We start from the raw sequence: 21,486 nt of genomic DNA on the forward strand, positions 1-21,486 counted from the left end.
GAGGACGACGCAAGGAGGACCGGTGATCCGCGTACTGCTCGCCGACGACCAGTCACTGGTCCGGGCAGGGTTCCGGGCGCTGCTCGACGCACAGCCGGACATCGAGGTGGCAGCGGAGGCCGCCGACGGCGAGGAGGCCGTGCGCCGGATCCGCGAACTGCGGCCCGACGTCGTCCTGATGGACATCCGCATGCCCGCGCTCGACGGCCTGGCCGCGACCCGGAAGGTCACCGGGGACGCGGGCCTGAAGGACGTCAAGGTGGTCATGCTCACCACCTTCGAGCTCGACGAGTACGTCTTCGAGGCGATCCGCTCGGGTGCCTCCGGCTTCCTCGTCAAGGACACCGAGCCGGACGAACTCCTGCGCGCGGTACGGGCGGTGGTCGCGGGCGACGCACTGCTCTCGCCGGGGGTGACGCGCCGGCTGATCGCCGAGTTCGCGGCCCGCTCCAAAGAGCCCGCGGCGGCCGACGCCCTGGCGAGGCTCACCGAGCGGGAGCGGGAGGTGATGGCCCTGGTCGGTATCGGCCTGTCCAACGAGGAGATCGCCCGCCGGCTGGTCGTCAGCCCGCTCACCGCGAAGACCCACGTCAGCCGCACCATGGTGAAGCTCGGCGCCCGCGATAGGGCCCAACTGGTCGTGCTCGCCTACGAGTCGGGGCTGGTGCGGCCGGGCTGGCTGGGCTGAGCCCCCGACCGGAACCGGAGCAGCACACTGACGACCCGGGCGACGAACAGCACCGGCGCGAGCACCAGCCCGGCGCGCACCAGCAGGGTCCCCCATGTGGGCGGAAGCGCGAAGAGCAGCGCGGGACCCGCCACGGCCCCGAAGACGACCGCCGCCGCGAAGGCCGCACTGCACAGCGCGTACCCGATCTCGACGGTGACCGCGTCCCGCTCGGCCTGAGTACGCCGTCCCCCGTGACTCGTCATGAGGCGAGTCAAACAGGCGTGCGCCCGGCGGGCAAGCCGTCCCGCCGGGCGCACCGTGGAAGGCGTTCCCCCTAGTCGCGTACGGATACGCGTTCCGCCTCCCTGGGGCTGGACTTGGCGACCACGACGGACGGCCGGTCCCGGCGGGTCCGCAGGCCCGTGAGGGTGATCAGCAGACCGGCGAGGGCGATGAGCGTCACGACCACCAGGCCGGGCCGGTAGCTGTCGAGGACGGCCTGCGGGGTGGCGGCGCCCTGCTCCGGGCTGTTCGCGGTCACCACCGCCGTCACCACGGCGAGGAAGATCGCGCCGCCCACCTGGACCGAGGTGTTGAGCAGCCCGGAGACCATGCCCTGCTCGTGCTCGTCCACGCCGTTGGTGGCCTGGACGTTGAAGGACGGGAAGGTCAGCGCGAAGCCCGAGCCGACCAGCAGCATCGTCGGCAGGATCACCGACGCGTAGACGGGATTCAGGTCGATGCGCAGGAACAGGACATAGCCGGTCACCATCAGGGCGAAGCCGAGCACCATCAGCCGGGCCGTGCCGAACCGGTCGATGACGGCGCCCACCTTCGTCGCGGACAGCGCCACCAGCGCGCCCGCCGGGAGGAACGCCAGGGCCGTGTGCAGCGCGGACCAGCCGAGCAACTGCTGCATGTAGAGGGTGACCAGGAACTGGAAGCCGATGTAGCTGCCGACGAACGTCAACGCGCCGAGCTGCGCCCGCACTTGCGGCCCCGAGCGCAGCACCCCGAGCCGGATCAGCGGGCTGGGGCTGCGCCGTTCGACGGCGACGAAGGCCACCAGCAGAACGGCCACGGCGACGAAGGACGCGATGGTCCGGGCCGCCGCCCAGCCCACCTCGGGCGCTTCGACGACGGTGAAGACGAGCAGCAGCATCGAGGCGGTGCCGAGGACGGCGCCGGGGATGTCGTAGCCGCCCTGCCCGCGCTCGCGCTCAGTGCGCGGCAGCAGCCTCAGGCCCACGAGCAGGGCGATCAGCGCGATCGGGGCGGGCAGCAGCATGGTGAGCCGCCAGCTGGCCTCCGTGAGCAGGCCGGAGAAGACGAGGCCCATCGAGTAGCCGGTGGCGCCGCAGGTGGTGTAGATGGCCAACGCCCGGTTGCGCAACGGGCCTTCGGGGAACGTCGTGGTGATGATCGACAGGCCGGCCGGGGCCGTGAAGGCCGCGCTCAGGCCCTTGATGAAGCGGCTGGCGATGAGCAGCGGCCCGGAGTCGACGAGACCGCCGAGCAGCGAGGCCAGCGCGAAGACGCCCAGCGCCACCAGGAAGACCTGGCGCCGGCCCAGCAGATCGGCGGCGCGTCCGCCGAGAAGCAGCAGACCGCCGTAGCCGAGGATGTAGCCGCTGACGATCCATTGCAGCGCCGAGGTCGACAGGCCGAGGTCGGCGCCGATGGACGGCAGCGCGACGCCGACCATGGACACGTCCAGGGCGTCCAGGAACATCGCGGCGCAGAGCACCAGCAGGGTGCCCCAGAGTCGCGGAGTCCAACGTCCGTCGGACGTGGGGGTGGTGAGCGGAGAGGTCATGGCCGAGACACTACATGCACATGCATGAGATGCAAGTGCACTTAATTCGGGTGCAACAATCCCGGCTCTCTGTTACGGTGCGGCCCATGTCGGGGAAGCAGGCCGAGCAGGCGCTCGTGGAACAGTGGCGGGACATTCTGGCGCTGCACGCGCGAACACAGTGCGAACTCGACCGTGCCCTGCACGGCCATGGCCTGTGCGCCAGCGACTTCGAGGTGCTCGACGTCCTCGCCGGGTGCCGGACGCCGAAGGGCACCCCGTCCTACCGTGTGCAGGAGATCTCCGACCGGGTCCATCTGAGCCAGAGCGCGCTGTCGCGGCTGATCGCCCGGCTGGAGAAGGAAGGGCTCGTGGAGCGCTGTATGTGCTCCGAGGACCGGCGGGGCGTGCAGGTCGCGCTCACGGCGAAGGGGCGCGCGCTGCACGGCGAGGTGCTGCCGGTGCAGCGCGCGGTGCTCGCGCGGATGCTGACGGACGACTGAGCCGCCCGGGGCGCGGAGCCGTCAGACTCCGGACGTCTCCCGCCACAGCGTGGCGAGCGCCTGGTCGCCCGTCACGTTCGGCAGCGGGGCCCGGTTCCACAGGGCCAGGTACAACTGCTCGGCCGGGCCGGACAGTTCGCACTCCGCCTCGTCCGTCCCGCCCGGCGTGGTCACGGGCGGTTCCGGGGACAGCCGTACGGTCCACACCGCGCCGGTGTCCTCCGTGCGCACCCGCAGGACGCGGGGCTCGGGGGTGCGCACCCTGCTTCTGGAGCGGGCGTGGAAGCCGCGCAGCAGTTCGTCGATGCCGTCGGTCGCGAAGTCCGGGGCGACGGCGGTCGGGGCGCCCCCGCGTGCGGACTCGGCGTCGATCCGGTGCACGGCCGTCTCGTGCGCCTGCCGCCGGGTCCAGAAGGCCAGTGGGGACGGCGCGGGCAGGAAGGCCCAGCACTCCACGCCGGGCGAGGCACCGGCCAGGGTGGCGATGAGGTGGCGGTGGCTGTCGCGGTACCAGGCCACGAGTTCGGCGCCGTCGAGGTCCGGGCTCTCACCCAGCGGGCGGTGCTCGGTGAGCCCCTCGGCGACGTACGACGCGGCCCAGCGGTGCACCGCGCCCGTGTGTCGCAGCAGGTCGCGCACCTGCCACTGAGGGCAGGTCGGCACCTTCGCGTCCGTCCCGGCCTCCTCGGCGGCCGCGGCCAGCAGCAGGCCCTCTGACTCCAGCGTGTGCAGGAACTCGGCGGTCTCCATGCCGCCGAGTCTGCCGTATGGAGCCCGCTCCAGGCCCGGGGTTTCCCGCTGCCGAGTCGCCTCAGTGCTCGGCAGGCCGCCGCGTCGCCGCGCCCACGAGCGCCCCGACCGCCGCCGCCACCGCCGCGAGGACCGCCACGCTGGTCAGGGCGGCCGGCAGGGTGAACCAGTCCGCCATGAAGCCGATCGCGGGCGGCCCGAGGAGCATGCCGCCGTAGCCGAGGGTGGAGGCCGTGGCCACGCCGCTGGGGCCGGCGAGGGCGCCCGCGCGTTCCACGGCGACGGGGAAGAGGTTCGCGAGGCCGAGACCCGTGATCGCGTATCCGAGCAGGGCCGCCCACAGGGAGGGGGCGAGCGAGCCGAGCAGCATTCCGGCCGCCGCAGTGGTGCCGCCCGCGACGACGGTCCGGGTCCGTCCCAGTCGTTCCAGGAGCGTGGTGCCGGTCAGCCGCCCCACCGTCATGGCGAGCGCGAAGCAGGAGTAGCCGACGGCCGCGGCGCCCGGCGAGGCGTCCAGGTCCTGTTCCAGGTGCAGGGCGCCCCAGTCGGCCAGCGCCCCCTCGCCGTACGCGGTGCATCCCGCGATCACGCCGAAGACGATCACCAGCCCGCGGGTGCGGCCGTCCAGTCGGCGCGGGGCGTCCTGCGCGGGGCGTTCCCGCTCCGGGGGTGTCGGCGGCTCGTGCCGCAGGAGCGTCGGTCCCGCCAGGGCCGTCACCAGCAGTCCGACGACGGTGAGCAGCAGCAGATGCCGGGTGGGGGAGAGGACCCCCGCGACCAGCCCGCCCAGACCCGCGCCGACCATGCCGCCCAGGCTGAACGCGGCGTGGAAACTCGGCATGATCGGCCGCCCCAACGCGGCCACCAGCTCGACGGCCGCGCTGTTGAAGGCGACGTTGATCCCGCCGTACGCGGCGCCGAAGAGCAGCAGCACGAGGCCCAGCGCGAGGACCGAGTGGGTCAGCGGGGGCAGGGCCACGCTGAGGGAGAGCAGGACGGCGCAGACGACGGTGACCTGGTGGTTTCCGTAGCGGCGGCACAGTCGACCGGTGAGGGTCATGGTGATGACGGCACCGGCCGAGACGCCCAGGAGGGCGAGGCCGAGGGCGCTGGCGGAGGCGTTCGTCTGTTCCTTGATGGCAGGGATGCGCACGACCCAGCCGGCGAAGACGAAGCCGTCGAGGGCGAAGAAGACGGTGAGCGCGATACGGAGTCGGGTCAGAGAGCTGCCGTCGCCCGGCACGGCGCTGTGCGTTCGGGGTTTGTTTATTTGCGGCACAAACTCAGACTAGGTGGGTGCGGAGGCGGCTACAAGGTGCGACTCTAGGACGAGAGGCATCCGCCCAGAGGGAAGCCGAGGCAACTCGGGAGGACGCATGGGACGTGACGTGCCGGCCCTGGTGTTCACGCGGGAGGACCGCCGTCGCTACCGGCAGAAGATGCACACCGACCTCGAGGTGCTGGCGCGGATGCTCCGCGAGTCGGGCTTCGAGAGCGAGCGCCCCCGGGTCGGGCTGGAGATCGAGCTCAACCTGGTGGACGACGAGGGACTGCCCGCGATGCGGAACACCGACGTGCTCCAGGCGATCGCCGACCCCGCCTGGTCGAGCGAGCTGGGCCGCTTCAACCTGGAGATCAACATCCCGCCCCGTGAGCTGACGACGGGCGGCCCCGGAGACTGGGAGCGGGAGATCCGCGACGCCCTCAACCACGCCGAGGACCGCGCCGCGGCGGTCGGCGCCCACCTGATCATGGTCGGCATCCTGCCGACGCTGGGCGAGACGCATGTGAGCGAGTCCGCCCTGTCCGGCGACCCCCGGTACCAGTTGCTCAACGAGCAGATCTTCGCGGCGCGCGGCGAGGACCTGCGGATCCGGGTCGACGGAGTGGAGCGCCTGGCGACGTACGCCGACACCATCACCCCCGAGGCCGCCTGCACCAGCACCCAGTTCCACCTCCAGGTCGCCCCGAAGGAGTTCCCGCACTACTGGAACGCGGCCCAGGCCATCGCGGGCGTGCAGATCGCCCTCGCGGCGAACTCCCCCTACCTCTTCGGCAGGGAGCTGTGGCGCGAGACCCGGATCCCCCTGTTCGAGCAGGCCACCGACACCCGCCCCGAGGAGATCAAGGCCCAGGGCGTCCGCCCCCGGGTGTGGTTCGGGGAACGCTGGATCACCAGCGTCTTCGATCTCTTCGAGGAGAACGTGCGCTACTTCCCGGCCCTCCTGCCGCTGTGCGACGACGAGGACCCGCAACAGACACTCGACCGGGGCGGCGTTCCGCAACTGGACGAACTGACCCTGCACAACGGCACGATCTACCGCTGGAACCGCCCGATCTACGCCGTCACCGACAGCGGTCCGCATCTGCGCATCGAGAACCGGGTGCTGCCCGCGGGCCCCACCGTCGCCGACACCATCGCCAACGGCGCCTTCTACTACGGACTGACCCGCGCCCTGGTCGACGAGGACCGGCCGGTGTGGACGCGGATGTCCTTCTCCGTCGCCGAGGAGAATCTGCACACCGCGGCCCGCGACGGCATCGACGCCCGCATCTACTGGCCCGGAGTGGGCGAAGTGCCGGTCACGGAACTGGTGTTGCGGCGCCTGCTGCCCCTCGCCCACCGGGGCCTGGAGCTGGCCGGCATGGACGACGCCTGGCGCGAACCGCTGCTCGGCATCATCGAGCAGCGCTGTGTCACCGACCGCAACGGTGCCCTCTGGCAGGCCGAGACGGTCCACCATCTGGAGGAGGCCGGCATCTCCGACCGGCGCGAGGCACTGCGGCAGATGACCAAGACCTACATGGACTACATGCACATGAACGCGCCCGCACACACCTGGCCCGTCGACTGACCCCGCGGCATCGCCGGCTCACGCCCGGCCGGGAGCGACCTGACCCTTCCAGTCCCCGGCAGCCGTCCACGGCACCGGATCGGGCGCCTGCGCCGACGTCGTGAGCTCGATCCGCCGCCCCTCGGCCGACGAACGCAGCAGGGCCGTCATCGTGTCCAGGACGTGCAGGGCGAGTTCGCCGTTCGCACGTGGCGCCCGCTGCCCGTCGGCGGCGACGAAGTCGAGCAGTCCGACGCCGCGTGCGCCGTCCTCGTAGCCCGCCGACACCGGCAGGGTGCGCCAGCGCGTGTCGCCGAGCGCGTGCAGCCGGACCTCGCCGTCGAAGCGGTTCGGATCGGGCACCGAGAGGGTCCCGGTCTCGCCGTGCACCTCGATGGGCGCGGCCGTGGTGGCCACACCGTCGAAGCTCGTCGTGATCGTCGTCAGTGCCCCGCCCGCGTGCTCCAGCACTCCGGAGACATGACTGTCCACCTCGACCGGGATCCGCTCGCCCGCGCGCGGCCCCGAACCGATGACCCGCTCGGCGCGCAGCCGGCCGGCCGCCCCGATCACGGCACGCACGGGGCCCAGCAGGTGGACCAGGGACGCGAGGTAGTACGGCCCCATGTCCAGCAGGGGACCGCCGCCCTCGGTGTAGTAGAAGTCGGGGTGAGGATGCCAGCGTTCGTGGCCCGGGGTGACCATCACGGCCGAGGCGAACTGGGGACGTCCGATGCTCCCCGCCTCGACGGCCGCCCGGGCCGTCTGCACCCCGGTGCCCAGGACCGTGTCCGGCGCGCACCCCACACCGACGCCCGCCTTCGCGGCGGCCTCCACGACGGCACGGGCGTCGGCGAGCGTCGCGGCCAGCGGCTTCTCCCCGTAGACGTGCTTGCCGTGGCCGATGGCGCCGAGGGCGATCCCGGCGTGGGCGGCCGGGGTGGTGAGGTTCAGCACCGTGTCCACGTCCGGGCTGCTCAGCAACTCCTCGACCGTCAGCGCCTCGACGCCGGGCAGTTCAGCGGCGACGGCTGCCGACCGGGAGGCGTCGAGGTCGGCGACCGCGGTGACGCGCACGGCGGGATGCCCGGCGAGCGTGTCGAGGTACGCGCGGGAGATGACGCCGAGTCCTACGACGCCGATGCGGTGCGCGTCGCCCACAGCATGCCCCTCTCGATGATGGTGCGGACGTCGGGGTGCTCCAGCACGTCGAGGCTGTGCCCCGGTGTCGTCACCAGCACGCGCCCGGCACCCCACCGGCGGGTCCACACCGCCGGTGAGGTGACCGGCCGGTGCCAGGGCTGCCACGGCCGGGCGGGATGCGTGGTGGTGGCCAGGACGTCGATGAGGTCGTCGTGGAGCACCCAGTACTGCTCGGTGTCCAGCTTGAAGTCCTCGATGCCCGCCGTGACGGGGTGGGCGCGGCCGGCCTCGGTGAGATTGATGGTGTGCGGCAGGAAGTTGTCCTCCGCCCCGCCCCGGCGCTCGCACGGTTCCTTGCCCGGGTGGGTGGCGAACTGGCCGCCGACCAGGTGGAGATAGTCGGCCGAGGCGCGGAACGAGTCGGCGATGCCGCCGTGCCAGCCGGTGAAGCCGGTGCCGGCCACGACCGCCTCACTCAGTCCGGTCACCTGCTCGCGTGTGATCTCCGACATCGTCACGCACTGCACGACGAGGTCGGTGGCCGCCATCTCGGCGGTGTCGGCGTAGACGTCGGTCGACTCCTCGACCCGGACGGCGTATCCGTTGTCCCGGAGGAAGGGAAGGAACAGCTCCGTCGCCTTGACCGGCTCGTGGCCTTCCCAACCGCCTCGGACAACCAGGGCTCTTTTCTGCGTCATCGTGATCTCACTATGCGCGGGGCGCCCGGGCTTCGAAAAGGGGGCCGGACCTCACGAAACTTTCGCGGCCGAGGCCCGGGCGCCGACCGTCCAGCAGGCCGCGGTGAAGCGGACTTCCGCGCCGTGCACGAAGGGCTCGAAGGCGGCGCGGACCGTCTCGACGACCCGTGCGCGCGTCTCCTCGTCCACCTCGGGCAGGGCCATGCCGAGAGGCCCGAGCCGGGTGAAGTAGCGGACCAGCTCCTTCTCGGGCAGGGTGCAGACGATGTCGACCGGCCGGATGTCGATATCGGCCCAGCCGCTCTCGGTGAGGATGCGACGGACCTTGTCCGGGTCCGCGAAGGCGAACTGTCCCGGCTCGTCGGGCCGTCGCACGGGCAGGTCCGGCAGCAGCGGTGCGGCGGCGCGCTGGGCCGTCGTCATGTACGGGTTCTCGGCGGGGTCCCGCCAGACGATCAACCGGAGCGCGGCGTCGTCCCGGGCGGCGCTCCGCAGATTGGCGAAGGCCCGTACGGGGTCCTCGAAGAACATGACACCGAAACGCGAGATGACGGCGTCGAAGGTGCCGGGCTCGAAGGAGTGCTCCTGCGCGTCGCCGCGGACGAAGGAGGCCGGTGCGCCCTCGCGCTCGGCGCGTGCCCGGGCGGTGTCGATCAACGGCTCGGAGATGTCGACACCGACGCAAGTCCCCGCGGGTCCGAGCCGTCGCGCGACGGCCAGGGTGGTGCCGCCCGTCCCGCAGCCGACGTCGAGCACGTGTTCCACGCCCTCGGCGGACACGGCCTCGACGAGCAGGTCCTCGATGGGCCTGAACATCCCGTCCAGCACCGGCTGGAGATCCACCCAGGCGTGACCGGCGCGTCCGTTCCAGCGGGCGGTCTGTTCGTCGTCGTTCCTGCGCTCGGCGTCCATGGTCGTCGGCTCTCCTTCTGCTTGCCGTCTGCTTGCCTTGTGTCTTGCTTCGGTCGGGGCGAGATGACAGCGTTCTACTTCAAGTCGACTTGAGGTCAAGGAAATGACAGACCTGGACATCGCCGAAGTGGCGCGGCGCGCCGGGGTGCCCGCCTCGACGCTGCGGTTCTACGAGGAGAAGGGGCTGATCGCCCCGACGGGGCGGCGCGGGCTGCGCCGGCAGTTCGATCCCGGCGTACTGGAGCGGCTGGCGCTGATCGCGCTGGGGCGGACGGCCGGGTTCTCGCTCGACGAGATCGCGCACATGTTCGCGCCGGACGGACCGCCCCGGATCGACCGGCGCATGCTGGCGGACAAGGCGGAGGAGCTGGACCGCCGGATCAGCGAACTGGGCGTGCTCCGCGACTCCCTGCGGCACGCCGCCGCCTGCCCCGCGCCCAGCCACATGGAGTGCCCCACCTTCCGCGGTCTGCTCGACGCGGCGGCGTCGGGCGGTGTCCCCACTCCGAGGAGGCGGATGCCGCCCGCCGGCTAGTGGCCCGTCCGGCTCCTCGCCGGGTACGGCCCGGCGGCGTGCGGCACACGAGTGGGCCCTGCCGCCGCGCGCCGGGCGGCGGCGCTACGGCCCCATTGCTACGCGATGTCGCCGTGCGGGCCGGCCGTCTCCGGTTCCGGCGTCGTCGTCACGGTCGCCACCCCGCGCGCCCGCAGCTCCGCGAGGACGGCCGGGTCAGCGGTGTCGTCCGTGACCAGCGTCCAGCCCTCGCACAGGGCCGTCCAGGCGTGGAAGGGGCGGCGGCCGAGCTTGGCCGCGTGGGCGAGGACGTAGACGTGGTCGGCGCGGCGGGCCATCAGCTCCTTGAGGCGGGTCTGGCGCAGATCCGCCTCGCAGATGCCGAGTTCGGGGGAGATGCCGTCCGTGCCGAGGAAGACCCGGTCGAACGTCAGGCGCTCCAGGGCGGCTTCCGTGAGGGGCCCGACGAAGCCCTGGCTGAGCGGGCGCAGGGTGCCGCCGAGGCACTCGACGTGCACCGTCTCGACATCGGACAGCGCCTGCAGGGCGGTGAGTCCGGTGGTCGCCACGGTGAGGTCCTCGGCCGTGCGCAGCTCATGGGCGAGTGCGCCGACCGTGGACCCGGCGTCGAGCAGCAGCGTCTCACCGGGCCGCACCTGGGCCGCCGCCCAGCGGGCGATGGCCTGCTTGGCCTCGAAGGCCTCGCCCACGCGCTGCCGCAGCGAGGCCTCGGGGTGCGCGGCCAGCGCCATGGCCCCGCCGTAGGTGCGGGCCAGCCGCCCGTCGGTGGTGAGCTTGGCCAGGTCGCGGCGGATGGTCGAGGCCGTCACGCCGAACAGCTGCGACAGCTCCTCCACGCTCGCCAGGCCGGTGGTGGTGGCGAGGTGGACGATGCGGTCGCGCCGCGCCTTGGATCCGGTCACAGACATAGGTTCTTCAGGTCCTCGATAGTCCTGGGCCGTCCTGGGTCTCACACGTGCCTGACGCGAACCGCGGTCAGCGGGCGGCCGGAGCGGTCGACATCTCGGCGGCCTGGCGCAGAGCCTCGACCATGCTACCGGGCTCGGCCCGGCCGGTTCCGGCGATGTCGAAGGCCGTGCCGTGGTCGACGGAGGTGCGGATCACCGGCAGTCCGACGGTGAGGTTGACCCCGGCCTCGATGCCGAGGACCTTGACGGGGCCGTGCCCCTGGTCGTGGTACATCGCGACGATGAGGTCGTAGTCGCCGCGCGAGGCCAGGTAGAACGCCGTGTCGGCGGGCAGCGGGCCGCGTGCGTCGATGCCGTCGGCGCGGACCCTCTCCAGCGCCGGGACGATCTTCGTCTCCTCCTCGCCGTAGCCGAACAGGCCGTTCTCGCCCGCGTGCGGGTTGATGCCGCAGACACCGATCACCGGGTCGGGGGTCCCGGCGCGCACCATCGCCTCGTGGCCACGGCGCACCGTGCGCTCCACCAGGCCGGGCTCGATGCGGTTCACGGCGTCGATCAGCCCGATGTGGGTGGTGACGTGGATGACCTTCACCCGGGGCGTCGACAGCATCATCGACACTTCCTCGACGCCCGTGAGATGGGCGAGGAGTTCGGTGTGGCCCGGGTAGAGGTGACCGGCGGAGTGCAGGGCCTCCTTGTTGAGAGGGGCGGTGCAGATGCCGTCCACGTCGCCGCGCAGGGCGAGTTCGGCGGCGACCCGGACGTAGTGGTAGGCGGCGTCGCCCGCGACGGCGGACAGCTCGCCCCAGGGCAGGTCGGCGGGGAGCAGCCCGAGGTCGATCACATTGACCCGGCCGGGCGTGAACTCGGCCTGGGCCGGACCGTCGACGGGCACGATGTCGCAGGCGATGCCGAGAGTATCGGCGGCCTGGCGCAGACGCTCGGCGTCGCCCACGACGACGGGGCGGCAGTCGCGCAGGGTGTCGGGGTGCAGCAGCGCCGGCACGATGACCTCGGGCCCGATGCCCGCGCCGTCGCCCATGGTCACCGCGATGACCGGGAGCGGCCGGGAAGCCGCGGAGGTCTGGCCGGCGGTGGCGGCGGAGGAGGGGGCTGCGTTCACGGGGCTACTCCTGTGGGGTCGGTCGGAACGTGACGTACGGGTGCGGGGCGCAGGGCCCGGACGATGCGCCGCAGGGAGTCGGCCCCGCCGTAGCTGCCGGGCCGGGTGACGACCGAGCGGCCGTCGGGTGTGCGGGAGAGGACCGCGCCGTGGTGGATCTGGCCCACCGGGCGCAGATCGGTGACGCGCAGGACGTCCAGGACGCGGCGGGCGGTCTCGCCGCCGGTGAGGACCAGGTCGCAGTCGCGCGCCGCGTCGGCGACGCTGTCGGCGAGCGCGGCGACGAGACGGCGCGCGAGGGAGGGGTCGGCCGCTCCGGTGACGCGGACGACCGTCACGGCGGCGACGGGAGGTGCGAGCCGCCGAGAGGAGTGCAGGAGTTCGTGGGTGGTGAGGGAGACCTCGTGCGCTCCGTCCGCGAGGAGATGCGCGACCTGTTCGCGGGCCGACGGTTCGGCCGTGCCTACGACGATCAGCAGCGGCCGGACCACGTCCCCGGCGTCGAACGTGTTCTCCCCGTGCGTGCCCAGAAGCCGCCCCAGGGCGCCCGCGAGCCCGCCGGTGCCCAACAGCCTTATCCCGGGCCCCAGTTCGAGGACCGTCGTGGCGATCGCATCGAGGTCGGTCTCGGTCTCCGCGTCGCACACCGGATGCCGTCCCTGCGCGAAACACGCACGCAGCGCCTCCCGGAGCGCGCCGGGCGCACCGCGTACGTCCGTGAGCGGCACCGGAGCTGACGGCAGGTCACCGAGCGCGGCGGCGACCGAGGCCGGGGCGGGCCGCGCCTCGGCACGCCAGGCGTCCGTCTCGTGCAGCGGCACCCCGTCGAGGTGGACGACCCCGCCCCGGACCGTGCGCCGGGCGGCCGGCAGCGCGGTCGCGATCACCACGCCCCGAGCGTCCCGCGCGTAGGCGGCCGCCTCGGCGGCGAGGTTGCCCCTGAGCAGCGAGTCGACCTTCTTGAAGAGCACCGTGCGGTCGGGCACCGCGTGCGTGACGTCCCGGACCGCCCGCGCCGCCTCGGCGCCGGGCAGCTGCCGCGAGTCGAGGTCGAGCACCAGGGACTCACCGGGCAGGGACGCCACCGGTCCGGGGACCGGTCCCAGCAGGATCCGGGCGGGCGAGCGCAGCGCCACCGCGGTCTCGGCGGCGCCGGACAGATCATCGGCGAGAGCGAGTACGGGCCGGTGGGCGGCCTGGACGGGGCCGCCGGAGCCGGCAGCGGAGAGGGACACGGGTACCTCCTCGGGCGGCCCGGTCGGGCTGCCTCGGAAACCGATGATGACATGGGTTGCGCGAAATGCGCGAGACCTCTTGCGCACTTCGCGCAGTCGTGCCACCTTTTTCGGCGCGACACCTGTTCGTATCCCGCCGGCCGGACCCCCGACCGAGCCACAGCGAGAGCCGCACGAACACCACGAGCCGGTCGCCCCCGGAACGCGAGAAGGTCGACGATGACCCCAAGCCCCCATGACGCACCCCCGGACCACAGCCCCCAGTGGCGGCCCCTCGGCCGCCCCGTCCGCCGCCGCACCCTGCTGCGCCTCGGCGCGCTCGGCGGCACGGGTCTCGCCCTCGGTCCCCTCTCCGCCTGCGCAGGACCCACCGGAGCCCCCGGCCCCGGCACCCTCACCCTCGGCCTGAACCGCTCCCTGGTGAGCCTGGACAACAAGCTGAACCAGTTCGACGCCGCCGTCACCGTGCAGCGCGCCGTCCGCCAGGCCCTCACGAGCATCGGCCCCGCCATGCGCGTCCGGCTCGTCCTCGCCGACCGGTTCGCGATGACCGGGCCGACCACCTGGAGCGTGCGGCTGCGCGAGGGCGTGCGCTACTCCGACGGCAGCCCCGTCACCGTCGAGGACGTCGCCACCGCCCTGGAGATGTACGGCAAGGTCAACGGCTCCTTCCTCCTCGGCCTCTTCCCGGAGCTGCCCACCGTCGAGAAGACCGGCGAGCGCACCTTCGAGCTGCACACCGAGCGGCCGGTGCCCGTGCTCGACCGCCTCATGGCCAACATCCACATCACCCCGTCCGCCGCCAACCGCCCCGAGGAACTCCAGAGCGGCGTCGGCTCAGGACCGTACAAGGTGATCGAGGCCAACAGCGGCGCCGGTGAGTACACCCTCGCCCGCAACCCCCGCTACTGGGGCCGCCCGGCCCACGTCGAAACCGTCCGGGTGCGCTTCGTGCCCGAGGAGTCCAGCCGGGTCATCGCCCTGCGCAGCGGCGAGCTGGACGTCGTCGACACCCTCACCCCGGACTCGGCCGAGCAGCTCACCGGCCTGCCCGGCGTCACCGTCGAGGAGACCTCCGGCGTCCGCATCTGCCAGCTCTTCTACAACTTCCGCAAGCCCGACGACCACCCCCTGGCCGACGCCCGCGTACGCCGCGCCCTCACCTACGCCATCGACGGCGAGGCACTGGCCAAGGACGTCCTCACCGGCTCCGCCGAAGCCGCCGAGGGAGTCGTCCCCCTCGCCCTCGAAGGCGCGGTGCGTACCGGCGCCTACACCTACGACCCGGGCAAGGCCAAGGCGCAGCTGAAGCGACTGGGCGCCGAGGGCCTGCGGATCCGCGTCATCTGGGAGTCGGGCGAGTTCGCCGCCGACAGCTCCGTCATGGAAGCCGTCGCCGACATGTTCCGCGACATCGGCGTCCGCGCCTCCCTGCTCCAGTTCGAACCGGGCGGCGACATCCTGAAGTGGCGGCAGGGCCGCGGCGGCGACTGGGACGTCATCGGCAACGGCTTCCCCGGCACCACCGGCCAGGCCCTCACCTCCCTCCAGGGCATGTACGGCGGCACCCCCGAGCGGGAACGCACCCGCGACACCTACATGGGGTACGTCATCCCGGACATCCAGCGCCGCCTGGAGGACGCCGCCACCGAGACCGACGCCGCCGCCCGCGACCGCAAGCTGGCCGCCGCGCAGCACGCCGTCTGGAACACCTGGCCCAGCCTGTGGGCCTTCGCCCCCAAGACCCTGCTCGCCCGCCGCGAACGCGTGCACGACCTGGGCCTGCTCCAGCTCAACTCCTACGATCTGTCCGCCGTACGGCTGGAGGGCTGAGCCGTGGCCACCTATCTCGCCCGCCGCATCGGCCAGAGCCTGCTGGCCGTCTTCCTCACCCTCACCACGGTCTTCCTGCTGCTGCGCCTGGCTCCCGGCGACCCGGCCGCCGCCTACGCCGCCCCCAGCGCCACGGCCGCCGACCTCGCCCGCATCCGCGCCCAGTTCGGCCTCGACGAACCGCTCATCACCCAGTACGGGATCTTCCTGCGGGACCTGTGCACCGGGAACCTAGGCACCAGCTACTCCTTCCACTCCTCCGCGTTCCAGGTGGTCATGGACCGGCTGCCATACACCATCACCCTCGCGGTCTCGGCCATCGCTGTCACCACCGTCGTCGCCGTACCGCTCGGCGTGTGGATGGCACGGCGCGCCGACACCAAGCGGGAGCTGGGCGCCAACGTCCTGACGATCACCGGGCAGTCGATGCCGGACTTCTGGACCGGCGTGATGCTGCTGACCGTCTTCGCCGTGCTGCTCCCGGTGCTGCCCGCCTCCGGATTCACCTCGTGGAGCGGCCTGATCCTGCCCACGGTGACCGTGGCCGTCCTCCAGCTCGCCCTGATCTCCCGCCTGGTCCGCCGCGAGATGACCACCGCGCTCGCCGCCCCCTACACCACGGTCGCCCGCTCCCGCGGCGTCTCCGAACGCACCCTGACCTGGCAGTACGGCCTGCGCAACTCCGCCGTGCCGCTCGTCACCGCCCTCGGCACCCGCTTCGCGGCCCTGCTCAACGGTGTCGTGGTCGTCGAGGTCGTCTTCGGCTGGCCGGGCGTCGGCTCACTCGTCGTCCGGGCGCTGGAGACCCGCGACTACCCGCTCATCCAGGCCACCGTCCTCGTGACGGCCACCCTCGCGATCCTCGTGCAGCTCCTCGTCGACCTCGCCTACCCGCTGTTCGATCCGCGCGTACGACTCGGAAAGGCGGCCTGACCATGGCCGGTGTCATCTCCACCCCGGTCGCCGGTACCGAGCGGCCCAGCGCCGTCGGCGCCCGCGACCTCGCCCGGGCCACCGCGACCCGCCAGCGGCGCGGCTCGCGCTTCAAGATCTGGGCCGGGTCCGTGTGCACGGCCCTGGTCGTCCTGCCCGTCGCCCTCGCCGGCCTGCTGCCCCTGCCGGAGGCCAACGCCCAGGACCTCTCGGAGCGCAGGCTGCCGCCGCTCAGCGCGGGGCATCTGCTCGGCACCGACCAGCTCGGCCGCGACCTGCTGTCGCGCATCCTGCACGGCGGCCAGGTCTCCCTGTCGGTCGGCGTCCTCGCGGTCCTGGTGTCCGGGCTGATCGGCATCGTCGCCGGGGCGGCCGCGGGCTTCTTCGGCGGCTGGGTCGACGCGCTCGTCTCCCGCTTCCTGGAGGCCCAGCTCGCCCTGCCCCTGCTGATGATGCTGCTGCTCGTCGTCGCCCTCTTCGGGCCCTCCGTCACCGTCATCACCTGCGTGATCGCCGTCGCCCAGTGGCCCGAGGTGGCGCGGCTGACCCGCTCCCTCGTCCTGGTCGAGCGCGAGAAACCCTATGTCGCCGCCGCCCGCGTCCTGGGCCTGCGAGGCTGGCAGATCCTCACCCGGCACGTCGTGCCCAACGTCGTACGGCCGGTGAGCCTCGTCGTCCTGCTGCTGCTCGCCCAGGCCGTGCTGCTGGAGAGCGCGCTGAGCTTCCTCGGCGCCGGACCGCAGCGGCCCTTCGCCACCTGGGGCCGGATCATCTCCGACGGCCAGGCCTACATCACCACCTCGTGGTGGCTGGTCACCCTGCCCGGCCTGGTCATCGCCCTCCTCGTGGTCGGGGTCAATCTGCTGGGCGACGGACTGCGGGACCGCACCCGCCGCCGGAAGGGAGCCGGAGCATGAGCACCGAGACACCCCTGCTGGACGTCCGAGACCTCCAGATCGAACTCATCACCGCGCACGGCGTCGTCCGGGCCGTCGACGGCGTGACCTTCACCGTCGGCCGCGGCGAGACCGTGACCCTCATCGGCGAGTCCGGATCCGGCAAGTCGACCACCGCGATGGGCGTACTGCGCCTGCTGCCGGAGGGCCTCGCCGTGCTGTCGGGCAGCGTCCGCATCGGCGGCCGGGACGTCGTCGCCGACCCCGGCGCGGCATGCGCGGTACGCGGCCGGACGGTCTCCCTGATCCCGCAGGACCCGATGACCGCCCTCAGCCCCGTCCACACCATCGGCCGGCAGCTCGGCGAGGCGATCCGCCTGCGCCACCCCGAACTGTCCAGGGCCCAGGCCCGCGAGAAGGGCATCGAGCTGCTCGCCCAGGTGCGCATCACCCGCCCCGAGACCCGCTGGAAGTCCTACCCGCACCAGTTCTCCGGCGGCATGCTGCAACGCATCCTCATCGCCATCGCCCTGGCCGGCGACCCGGAACTGCTGGTCGCCGACGAACCCACCTCCGCCCTCGACGCGACCGTGCAGGCCAGCGTCCTGGACCTGCTGATGGAACTCCAGGAACGCACCGGCATCGGCATGCTGATGATCACCCACGACCTGGGCGTGGCCCGACTCGTCTCCGACCGCATCCACGTCATGAAGGACGGCCGCTTCGTCGAGTCCGGACCGGCCGAACGCATCGTCGACCAACCCGCCGAGCCCTACACCCGAGCCCTCCTCGCCGCAGTGCCCCGCCTGGGCGACTGGGACGAGTCCGTCGTACCGGGAGCCGCCACATGACTCTGTTGTCCGTAGAGGACCTGGTCGTCGAATACCCGACCCCGAACGGCCCCTTCCGCGCCGTCGACCAGGTCGGCTTCCAGCTCGACAAGGGCGGTTCGCTCGCGGTGGTCGGCGAGTCCGGCTGCGGCAAGTCGACCCTCGCCCGTGCCCTGGTCCGGCTGCTCACCCCACGGTCCGGCCGTATCGTCCTCGACGGCACGGACATCGCCACCCTCCCGGAGCGGCGACTGCGACCGCTCAGGCGCCGCGTCCAGATGGTCTTCCAGGACCCCTACGGCTCCCTCGACCCCCATCTGACCGCCCAGCAGATCGTGGCCGAGCCGCTGCGCCTCGGCGGAGTGTCGGACCGCGCCGAACGGGCCCGCCGTGCCGCCGAACTGCTCGACCAGGTCGGCCTGCCCCCGTCCGCCCTGGAGCGCCGCCCGGCCGACTTCTCCGGCGGCCAGCGCCAGCGCATCGGCATCGCCCGTGCCCTCGCCTCCCGGCCCGACCTGCTGGTCTGCGACGAGGCGACCTCCGCGCTCGACGTCTCCGTACAGGCCCAAGTGCTCGCACTGCTCAGGGAGTTGCAGGAGGAGACCGGCATCGCCTACCTCGTCATCGCGCACAACCTGGGCGTGGTGCGCGAGATGAGCACCGACGTGGTGGTGATGCGGGCCGGGCGCGTGGTCGAGGCCGGACGGACCGAGACCGTCCTCGCCGCCCCGTCCGACCCCTACACCCGCGCCCTGCGCCGCGCAGCCCTCGACCCGACCGCCATCCACGGCGTGAAACCCCGCCGCGTACTGGAAGGAAGCTCCTCGTGACCACCGCCCTGACCCTGCCGAACACCACCGTCCCGCTCTCGCGGCTGGTGCTCGGCACGATGACCTTCGGCGACACCGTGGACCGTTCGTCGGCGGCGTTGATGCTGGATGCCGCTTTGGATGCGGGTGTCACGGGCGTGGACACCGCGAACGGCTATGCGGGGGGTGAGAGTGAGCGGCTGCTGGGGGAGTTGCTCGCGGGCCGCCGGGAGCGGGTGGTGTTGGCGACCAAGGCGGGGATTGCGCACCCGGACCAGGGTGATCACGCGCCGTTGTCGCGGGCCGGGCTGCGGGCCGCGCTGGAGGGCAGTCTGAAGCGGCTGGGGACCGACCGTGTCGATCTGTTCTATCTGCATCAGCCGGACCGTGCGACGCCGCTGGTCGAGACTCTGGCGGCGGTGGCCGAGTTCGTGGCCGAGGGGAAGGTCGGTGCGCTGGGGGTGTCCAACTTCGCGGCCTGGCAGATCGCCGAGCTCTGTCGGGTGGCGGATGTGGTGGGGGCTCCGCGGCCGGTGGTCGCGCAGCAGTTGCACAATCTGCTGGCGCGGCGTGTGGAGGAGGAGTACGTCGAGTACGCGGCCGTGTCCGGGCTGGCCACGATGGTCTACAACCCCCTCGGCGGCGGTCTCCTCACCGGCCGGCACTCCTTCGGGCAGGCGCCGGAGGGTGGGCGTTTCGGTGATTCGAAGCTGGCCGTCATGTACCGGCAGCGGTACTGGAACGAGGACCTCTTCCGCGCTGTGGGTGACCTGACGCGTATCGCCTCGGATGCGGGGCTGGCGCTGACTGATCTGGCGCTGCGGTGGCTGCTGGACCGCCCGTCCACTGATGCGCTGCTGCTGGGCGGTTCGAGGGTGGAGCACCTGCTCGCCAACATCACGGCAGCGGCGGCGGGTCCGTTGCCGGCTGATGTCACCGCGGCCTGCGACGAGGTCGGTGCCCGGCTGCGCGGCCCGATGCCCGCATACAACCGCTGACCCCCACCACCCCGGACCGTTACGGAGAATCCTTCATGGCAACCGGCCGCACCCCAGCCGAGTTCACCGCCGCCCTGCGTGCCCGTGAGCAGCTGATCGGCTACTGGTCCCTGCTCGACTCACCCATCGCCGCCGAGCGTCTGGCCCGTCTGGGCTACGACTACCTGGCCTTCGACGCCCAGCACGGCCTCTTCGGCTACCAGGGCATGCTCCACAACCTCCTGGCCACCGACACCAAAGGCTCCACCGCCGTCGGCATCGTGCGCGTGGAGGCCAACGACCCCACCTACATCGGCAAAGCCCTCGACGCGGGCGCCACCGCCGTCATCGTCCCGTTGATCGACACCGCGCAGGACGCCGCAGACGCCATCGCCGCCGTCCGCTACCCGCCGCTCGGCCGCCGCTCCTACGGGCCGATGCGCGCCCAGCTCCGTATCGGCCCCAACCCGGCTGACACCCACGCCCAGACCGCCGTCCTGGCGATGATCGAGACGGCCGACGGCCTCGCCAACGTCGAGGAGATCTGCGCCACCGACGGCCTCGACGGCATCTACGTCGGCCCCTCCGACCTGCGCCTGGCCATCGGCGGCACCACCTCCACCGACCCCTCCGTACAAGAGGAGTTCGAACAGGCCCTGACCCGTATCAGGAAGGCAGCCGAGGCTGCGGGCATCGCGGCCGGCATCCACAACGCCGACGGCGCGAGCGCCGCACGCCGCCTCGCCGAAGGCTGGACCTACGTCTCCATCGCCGCCGACGTCGTCCACCTCCAACAGATCGCCACGACCCACCTCGACGCCGCGCGTCAGAAGGGAGAGTCCCGATGACCACCCCCGACGGCACCCTGCGTCCCCACCCCGACCAGCCCGGCCGCGCCGAGACTCATCTGGCCGCCCCCGCCGTGCAGAATCACGCCGCCAACCTGACCGTCCTGCCCAGCGGGGACCTGGGCTGCGTCTGGTTCGGCGGTACCCAGGAGGGCGTCGCCGACATCTCGGTGTGGTTCTCCCGCCTCGCCCGGGGTGCCGACACCTGGTCCCTCCCCGTGCGGCTCTCCGCCGACGACACCCGCTCCGAGCAGAACCCGCTCCTCTTCCCGGCCCCCTCGGGCGAACTCTGGCTTCTGCACACCGCCCAGCGCGCGGGCCACCAGGACACGGCCGAGGTCCGGCTGCGTGTCAGCCACGACGAGGGCGCCACCTGGGGTCCGGCCCGCGTCCTGTTCGCGGCCACCGAGCAGGGCGGCGTCTTCGTACGCCAGCCCGTCGTCCAAGTGCCGCACGGCGAGCGGTTGTTGCTCCCCGTGTTCCGCTGTGTCGCCACCCCCGGCATCGCCTGGTCAGGTGACCGGGACACCAGCTCCGTCATGATCAGCGACGACGGCGGACACACCTGGCGCGAACGCCCCGTCCCGGGCAGCACGGGCCTCGTCCACATGAACATCCGCCCGCTGCACGACGGTTCACTCCTGGCCCTCTTCCGCAGCCGTCGCGCGGACGCCGTGCACAGCAGCGTGTCGTCCGACGGCGGCGAGACCTGGAGCGAACCGCGCGCCCTGGACCTGCCGAACAACAACTCCTCGATCCAGTACACCGTGCTGGCCGACGGCAGGCTCGCCCTGGTCTACAACCACAGCAGCGCGGCGGACGCCGTCGCCCGCAGGGTCTCGCTGTACGACGAGATCGACGACGGGGGAGTGGCCGGGACACCTGCGGAAACCGCCCCCTCGGGCGACGCGTTCTGGGGCGCCCCCCGAGCCCCGCTCTCCCTGGCCCTCTCCCCGGACGACGGCCGCTCCTGGCCGCTGCGCCACGACCTCGAAACCGGCGACGGCCACTGCCTGACCAACAACTCCCGCGATGGCCTCAACCGCGAACTGTCCTACCCCTCCCTCGCCCAGACACCCGACGGCACCCTCCACATCGCCTACACCCACCACCGGCGCACCATCAAACACATCCGCCTGGACGGGGACTGGCTGAAGCGGGAATTCCCGGCCTGAACTCCGGAGACGACGGAGACCGGGCGGGGAAAAACGTTCTACGCCCGGTCACGTTATACTTGCGGCCGCTCATGGAGGC

General features: G+C 72.3%; 22 protein-coding genes. 12 read left to right on the forward strand and 10 right to left on the reverse strand.

Annotation, left to right across the window (positions count from 1 at the left end):
• The first annotated feature begins 22 nt into the window (after window positions 1-22).
• Entirely contained in the window at window positions 23-688 is a 666-nt protein-coding gene (locus tag KJK29_RS35405; RefSeq protein WP_215123266.1) for a response regulator, read from the forward strand.
• Here the strand turns inward: KJK29_RS35405 and KJK29_RS35410 are convergent.
• Together KJK29_RS35410 and KJK29_RS35415 are read right to left on the reverse strand one after the other, a co-directional pair.
• Window positions 649-933: a DUF6332 family protein gene (locus tag KJK29_RS35410; RefSeq protein ID WP_215123267.1), complete on the reverse strand. Its 285-nt coding sequence runs from the start codon at window positions 931-933 to the stop codon at window positions 649-651. The genes KJK29_RS35405 and KJK29_RS35410 overlap by 40 nt on opposite strands.
• 71 nt (window positions 934-1,004) lie before the next feature.
• Window positions 1,005-2,486, reverse strand: coding sequence for an MFS transporter (locus KJK29_RS35415; protein ID WP_215123268.1), 1,482 nt, complete (start codon window positions 2,484-2,486; stop codon window positions 1,005-1,007).
• An 86-nt stretch (window positions 2,487-2,572) separates the two neighbouring features.
• Between KJK29_RS35415 and KJK29_RS35420 the strand changes: the two genes are divergently transcribed.
• Window positions 2,573-2,968, forward strand: coding sequence for a MarR family winged helix-turn-helix transcriptional regulator (locus tag KJK29_RS35420; protein WP_215123269.1), 396 nt, complete (start codon window positions 2,573-2,575; stop codon window positions 2,966-2,968).
• A gap of 21 nt (window positions 2,969-2,989) precedes the next feature.
• Here the strand turns inward: KJK29_RS35420 and KJK29_RS35425 are convergent, their stop codons facing one another.
• Both KJK29_RS35425 and KJK29_RS35430 read right to left on the reverse strand, forming a co-directional pair.
• The gene (locus KJK29_RS35425; RefSeq protein ID WP_215123270.1) at window positions 2,990-3,718 is read right to left on the reverse strand and encodes a maleylpyruvate isomerase family mycothiol-dependent enzyme; all 729 of its coding nucleotides are present in this window, start codon (window positions 3,716-3,718) and stop codon (window positions 2,990-2,992) included.
• Window positions 3,719-3,779: 61 nt separating this feature from the next.
• Complete coding sequence (locus tag KJK29_RS35430) at window positions 3,780-4,997, reverse strand: MFS transporter (protein WP_251058017.1); 1,218 nt, start codon at window positions 4,995-4,997, stop codon at window positions 3,780-3,782.
• 97 nt (window positions 4,998-5,094) lie between these two features.
• On the opposite strand from KJK29_RS35430, the gene KJK29_RS35435 reads away from it, so the two are divergent.
• Window positions 5,095-6,573, forward strand: coding sequence for a glutamate--cysteine ligase family protein (locus KJK29_RS35435; protein ID WP_215123271.1), 1,479 nt, complete (start codon window positions 5,095-5,097; stop codon window positions 6,571-6,573).
• Window positions 6,574-6,591: 18 nt separating this feature from the next.
• On the opposite strand, the gene KJK29_RS35440 is transcribed toward KJK29_RS35435, so the two are convergent.
• The 3 genes from KJK29_RS35440 to KJK29_RS35450 are packed head-to-tail and all read right to left on the reverse strand — an operon-like array spanning window position 6,592 to window position 9,305.
• Complete coding sequence (locus KJK29_RS35440) at window positions 6,592-7,713, reverse strand: Gfo/Idh/MocA family protein (protein WP_215123272.1); 1,122 nt, start codon at window positions 7,711-7,713, stop codon at window positions 6,592-6,594.
• Window positions 7,683-8,393, reverse strand: a complete 711-nt coding sequence (locus KJK29_RS35445; RefSeq protein ID WP_215123273.1) for a ThuA domain-containing protein — start codon at window positions 8,391-8,393, stop codon at window positions 7,683-7,685. Before KJK29_RS35445 ends, KJK29_RS35440 begins: the two co-directional genes overlap by 31 nt.
• A 51-nt stretch (window positions 8,394-8,444) precedes the next feature.
• The gene (locus tag KJK29_RS35450; RefSeq protein ID WP_215123274.1) at window positions 8,445-9,305 is read right to left on the reverse strand and encodes a class I SAM-dependent methyltransferase; all 861 of its coding nucleotides are present in this window, start codon (window positions 9,303-9,305) and stop codon (window positions 8,445-8,447) included.
• A 103-nt stretch (window positions 9,306-9,408) separates the two neighbouring features.
• On the opposite strand from KJK29_RS35450, the gene KJK29_RS35455 reads away from it, so the two are divergent.
• Complete coding sequence (locus KJK29_RS35455; RefSeq protein WP_215123275.1) at window positions 9,409-9,840, forward strand: helix-turn-helix domain-containing protein; 432 nt, start codon at window positions 9,409-9,411, stop codon at window positions 9,838-9,840.
• Window positions 9,841-9,938: 98 nt separating this feature from the next.
• On the opposite strand, the gene KJK29_RS35460 is transcribed toward KJK29_RS35455, so the two are convergent.
• From KJK29_RS35460 to KJK29_RS35470, 3 genes are all read right to left on the reverse strand, one after another.
• A complete protein-coding gene (locus KJK29_RS35460; RefSeq protein ID WP_215123276.1) occupies window positions 9,939-10,748 on the reverse strand; it encodes a DeoR/GlpR family DNA-binding transcription regulator in 810 nt (269 codons plus the stop codon).
• 67 nt (window positions 10,749-10,815) lie between these two features.
• Complete coding sequence (gene pdxA / locus KJK29_RS35465) at window positions 10,816-11,871, reverse strand: 4-hydroxythreonine-4-phosphate dehydrogenase PdxA (RefSeq protein WP_251058018.1); 1,056 nt, start codon at window positions 11,869-11,871, stop codon at window positions 10,816-10,818.
• On the reverse strand, window positions 11,868-13,106 hold the full coding sequence (locus tag KJK29_RS35470; RefSeq protein WP_215123277.1) for a four-carbon acid sugar kinase family protein: 1,239 nt from the start codon (window positions 13,104-13,106) through the stop codon (window positions 11,868-11,870). The genes pdxA and KJK29_RS35470 overlap by 4 nt, the downstream gene beginning before the upstream one ends.
• A 219-nt stretch (window positions 13,107-13,325) precedes the next feature.
• Between KJK29_RS35470 and KJK29_RS35475 the strand changes: the two genes are divergently transcribed.
• The 8 genes from KJK29_RS35475 to KJK29_RS35510 are packed head-to-tail and all read left to right on the forward strand — an operon-like array spanning window position 13,326 to window position 21,407.
• Entirely contained in the window at window positions 13,326-14,939 is a 1,614-nt protein-coding gene (locus tag KJK29_RS35475; protein ID WP_215123278.1) for an ABC transporter substrate-binding protein, read from the forward strand.
• A gap of 3 nt (window positions 14,940-14,942) precedes the next feature.
• Window positions 14,943-15,872 carry an ABC transporter permease gene (locus KJK29_RS35480; protein WP_215123279.1) on the forward strand — a complete coding sequence of 310 codons (930 nt, stop codon included), beginning with the start codon at window positions 14,943-14,945 and terminating at the stop codon, window positions 15,870-15,872.
• Window positions 15,873-15,874: 2 nt separating this feature from the next.
• Window positions 15,875-16,789, forward strand: a complete 915-nt coding sequence (locus tag KJK29_RS35485) for an ABC transporter permease (RefSeq protein WP_215123280.1) — start codon at window positions 15,875-15,877, stop codon at window positions 16,787-16,789.
• The gene (locus tag KJK29_RS35490) at window positions 16,786-17,619 is read left to right on the forward strand and encodes an ABC transporter ATP-binding protein (protein ID WP_215123281.1); all 834 of its coding nucleotides are present in this window, start codon (window positions 16,786-16,788) and stop codon (window positions 17,617-17,619) included. Before KJK29_RS35485 ends, KJK29_RS35490 begins: the two co-directional genes overlap by 4 nt.
• Window positions 17,616-18,428, forward strand: coding sequence for an ATP-binding cassette domain-containing protein (locus KJK29_RS35495; protein WP_215123282.1), 813 nt, complete (start codon window positions 17,616-17,618; stop codon window positions 18,426-18,428). Before KJK29_RS35490 ends, KJK29_RS35495 begins: the two co-directional genes overlap by 4 nt.
• Window positions 18,425-19,405, forward strand: a complete 981-nt coding sequence (locus KJK29_RS35500) for an aldo/keto reductase (protein WP_215123283.1) — start codon at window positions 18,425-18,427, stop codon at window positions 19,403-19,405. Before KJK29_RS35495 ends, KJK29_RS35500 begins: the two co-directional genes overlap by 4 nt.
• A gap of 35 nt (window positions 19,406-19,440) precedes the next feature.
• Complete coding sequence (locus KJK29_RS35505; protein WP_215123284.1) at window positions 19,441-20,232, forward strand: HpcH/HpaI aldolase family protein; 792 nt, start codon at window positions 19,441-19,443, stop codon at window positions 20,230-20,232.
• Window positions 20,229-21,407 (forward strand): sialidase family protein, encoded by a 1,179-nt coding sequence (locus KJK29_RS35510; protein WP_215123285.1) that lies wholly within the window; start codon window positions 20,229-20,231, stop codon window positions 21,405-21,407. The genes KJK29_RS35505 and KJK29_RS35510 overlap by 4 nt, the downstream gene beginning before the upstream one ends.
• Window positions 21,408-21,486: the final 79 nt, after the last annotated feature.

It is taken from the genome of Streptomyces koelreuteriae (assembly GCF_018604545.1).
Lineage (GTDB): Bacteria > Actinomycetota > Actinomycetes > Streptomycetales > Streptomycetaceae > Streptomyces > Streptomyces koelreuteriae.

Excerpts from the sequence above, each read along its gene's own strand:
- KJK29_RS35410 (WP_215123267.1), bottom strand. The coding sequence starts at position 933 with ATGACGAGTCACGGGGGACGGCGTACTCAGGCCGAGCGGGACGCGGTC.
- KJK29_RS35415 (WP_215123268.1), bottom strand. The coding sequence starts at position 2,486 with ATGACCTCTCCGCTCACCACCCCCACGTCCGACGGACGTTGGACTCCG.
- KJK29_RS35420 (WP_215123269.1), top strand. The coding sequence starts at position 2,573 with ATGTCGGGGAAGCAGGCCGAGCAGGCGCTCGTGGAACAGTGGCGGGAC.
- KJK29_RS35425 (WP_215123270.1), bottom strand. The coding sequence starts at position 3,718 with ATGGAGACCGCCGAGTTCCTGCACACGCTGGAGTCAGAGGGCCTGCTG.
- KJK29_RS35435 (WP_215123271.1), top strand. The coding sequence starts at position 5,095 with ATGGGACGTGACGTGCCGGCCCTGGTGTTCACGCGGGAGGACCGCCGT.
- KJK29_RS35445 (WP_215123273.1), bottom strand. The coding sequence starts at position 8,393 with ATGACGCAGAAAAGAGCCCTGGTTGTCCGAGGCGGTTGGGAAGGCCAC.
- KJK29_RS35450 (WP_215123274.1), bottom strand. The coding sequence starts at position 9,305 with ATGGACGCCGAGCGCAGGAACGACGACGAACAGACCGCCCGCTGGAAC.
- KJK29_RS35455 (WP_215123275.1), top strand. The coding sequence starts at position 9,409 with ATGACAGACCTGGACATCGCCGAAGTGGCGCGGCGCGCCGGGGTGCCC.
- KJK29_RS35460 (WP_215123276.1), bottom strand. The coding sequence starts at position 10,748 with ATGTCTGTGACCGGATCCAAGGCGCGGCGCGACCGCATCGTCCACCTC.
- KJK29_RS35475 (WP_215123278.1), top strand. The coding sequence starts at position 13,326 with ATGACCCCAAGCCCCCATGACGCACCCCCGGACCACAGCCCCCAGTGG.
- KJK29_RS35485 (WP_215123280.1), top strand. The coding sequence starts at position 15,875 with ATGGCCGGTGTCATCTCCACCCCGGTCGCCGGTACCGAGCGGCCCAGC.
- KJK29_RS35490 (WP_215123281.1), top strand. The coding sequence starts at position 16,786 with ATGAGCACCGAGACACCCCTGCTGGACGTCCGAGACCTCCAGATCGAA.
- KJK29_RS35495 (WP_215123282.1), top strand. The coding sequence starts at position 17,616 with ATGACTCTGTTGTCCGTAGAGGACCTGGTCGTCGAATACCCGACCCCG.
- KJK29_RS35505 (WP_215123284.1), top strand. The coding sequence starts at position 19,441 with ATGGCAACCGGCCGCACCCCAGCCGAGTTCACCGCCGCCCTGCGTGCC.
- KJK29_RS35510 (WP_215123285.1), top strand. The coding sequence starts at position 20,229 with ATGACCACCCCCGACGGCACCCTGCGTCCCCACCCCGACCAGCCCGGC.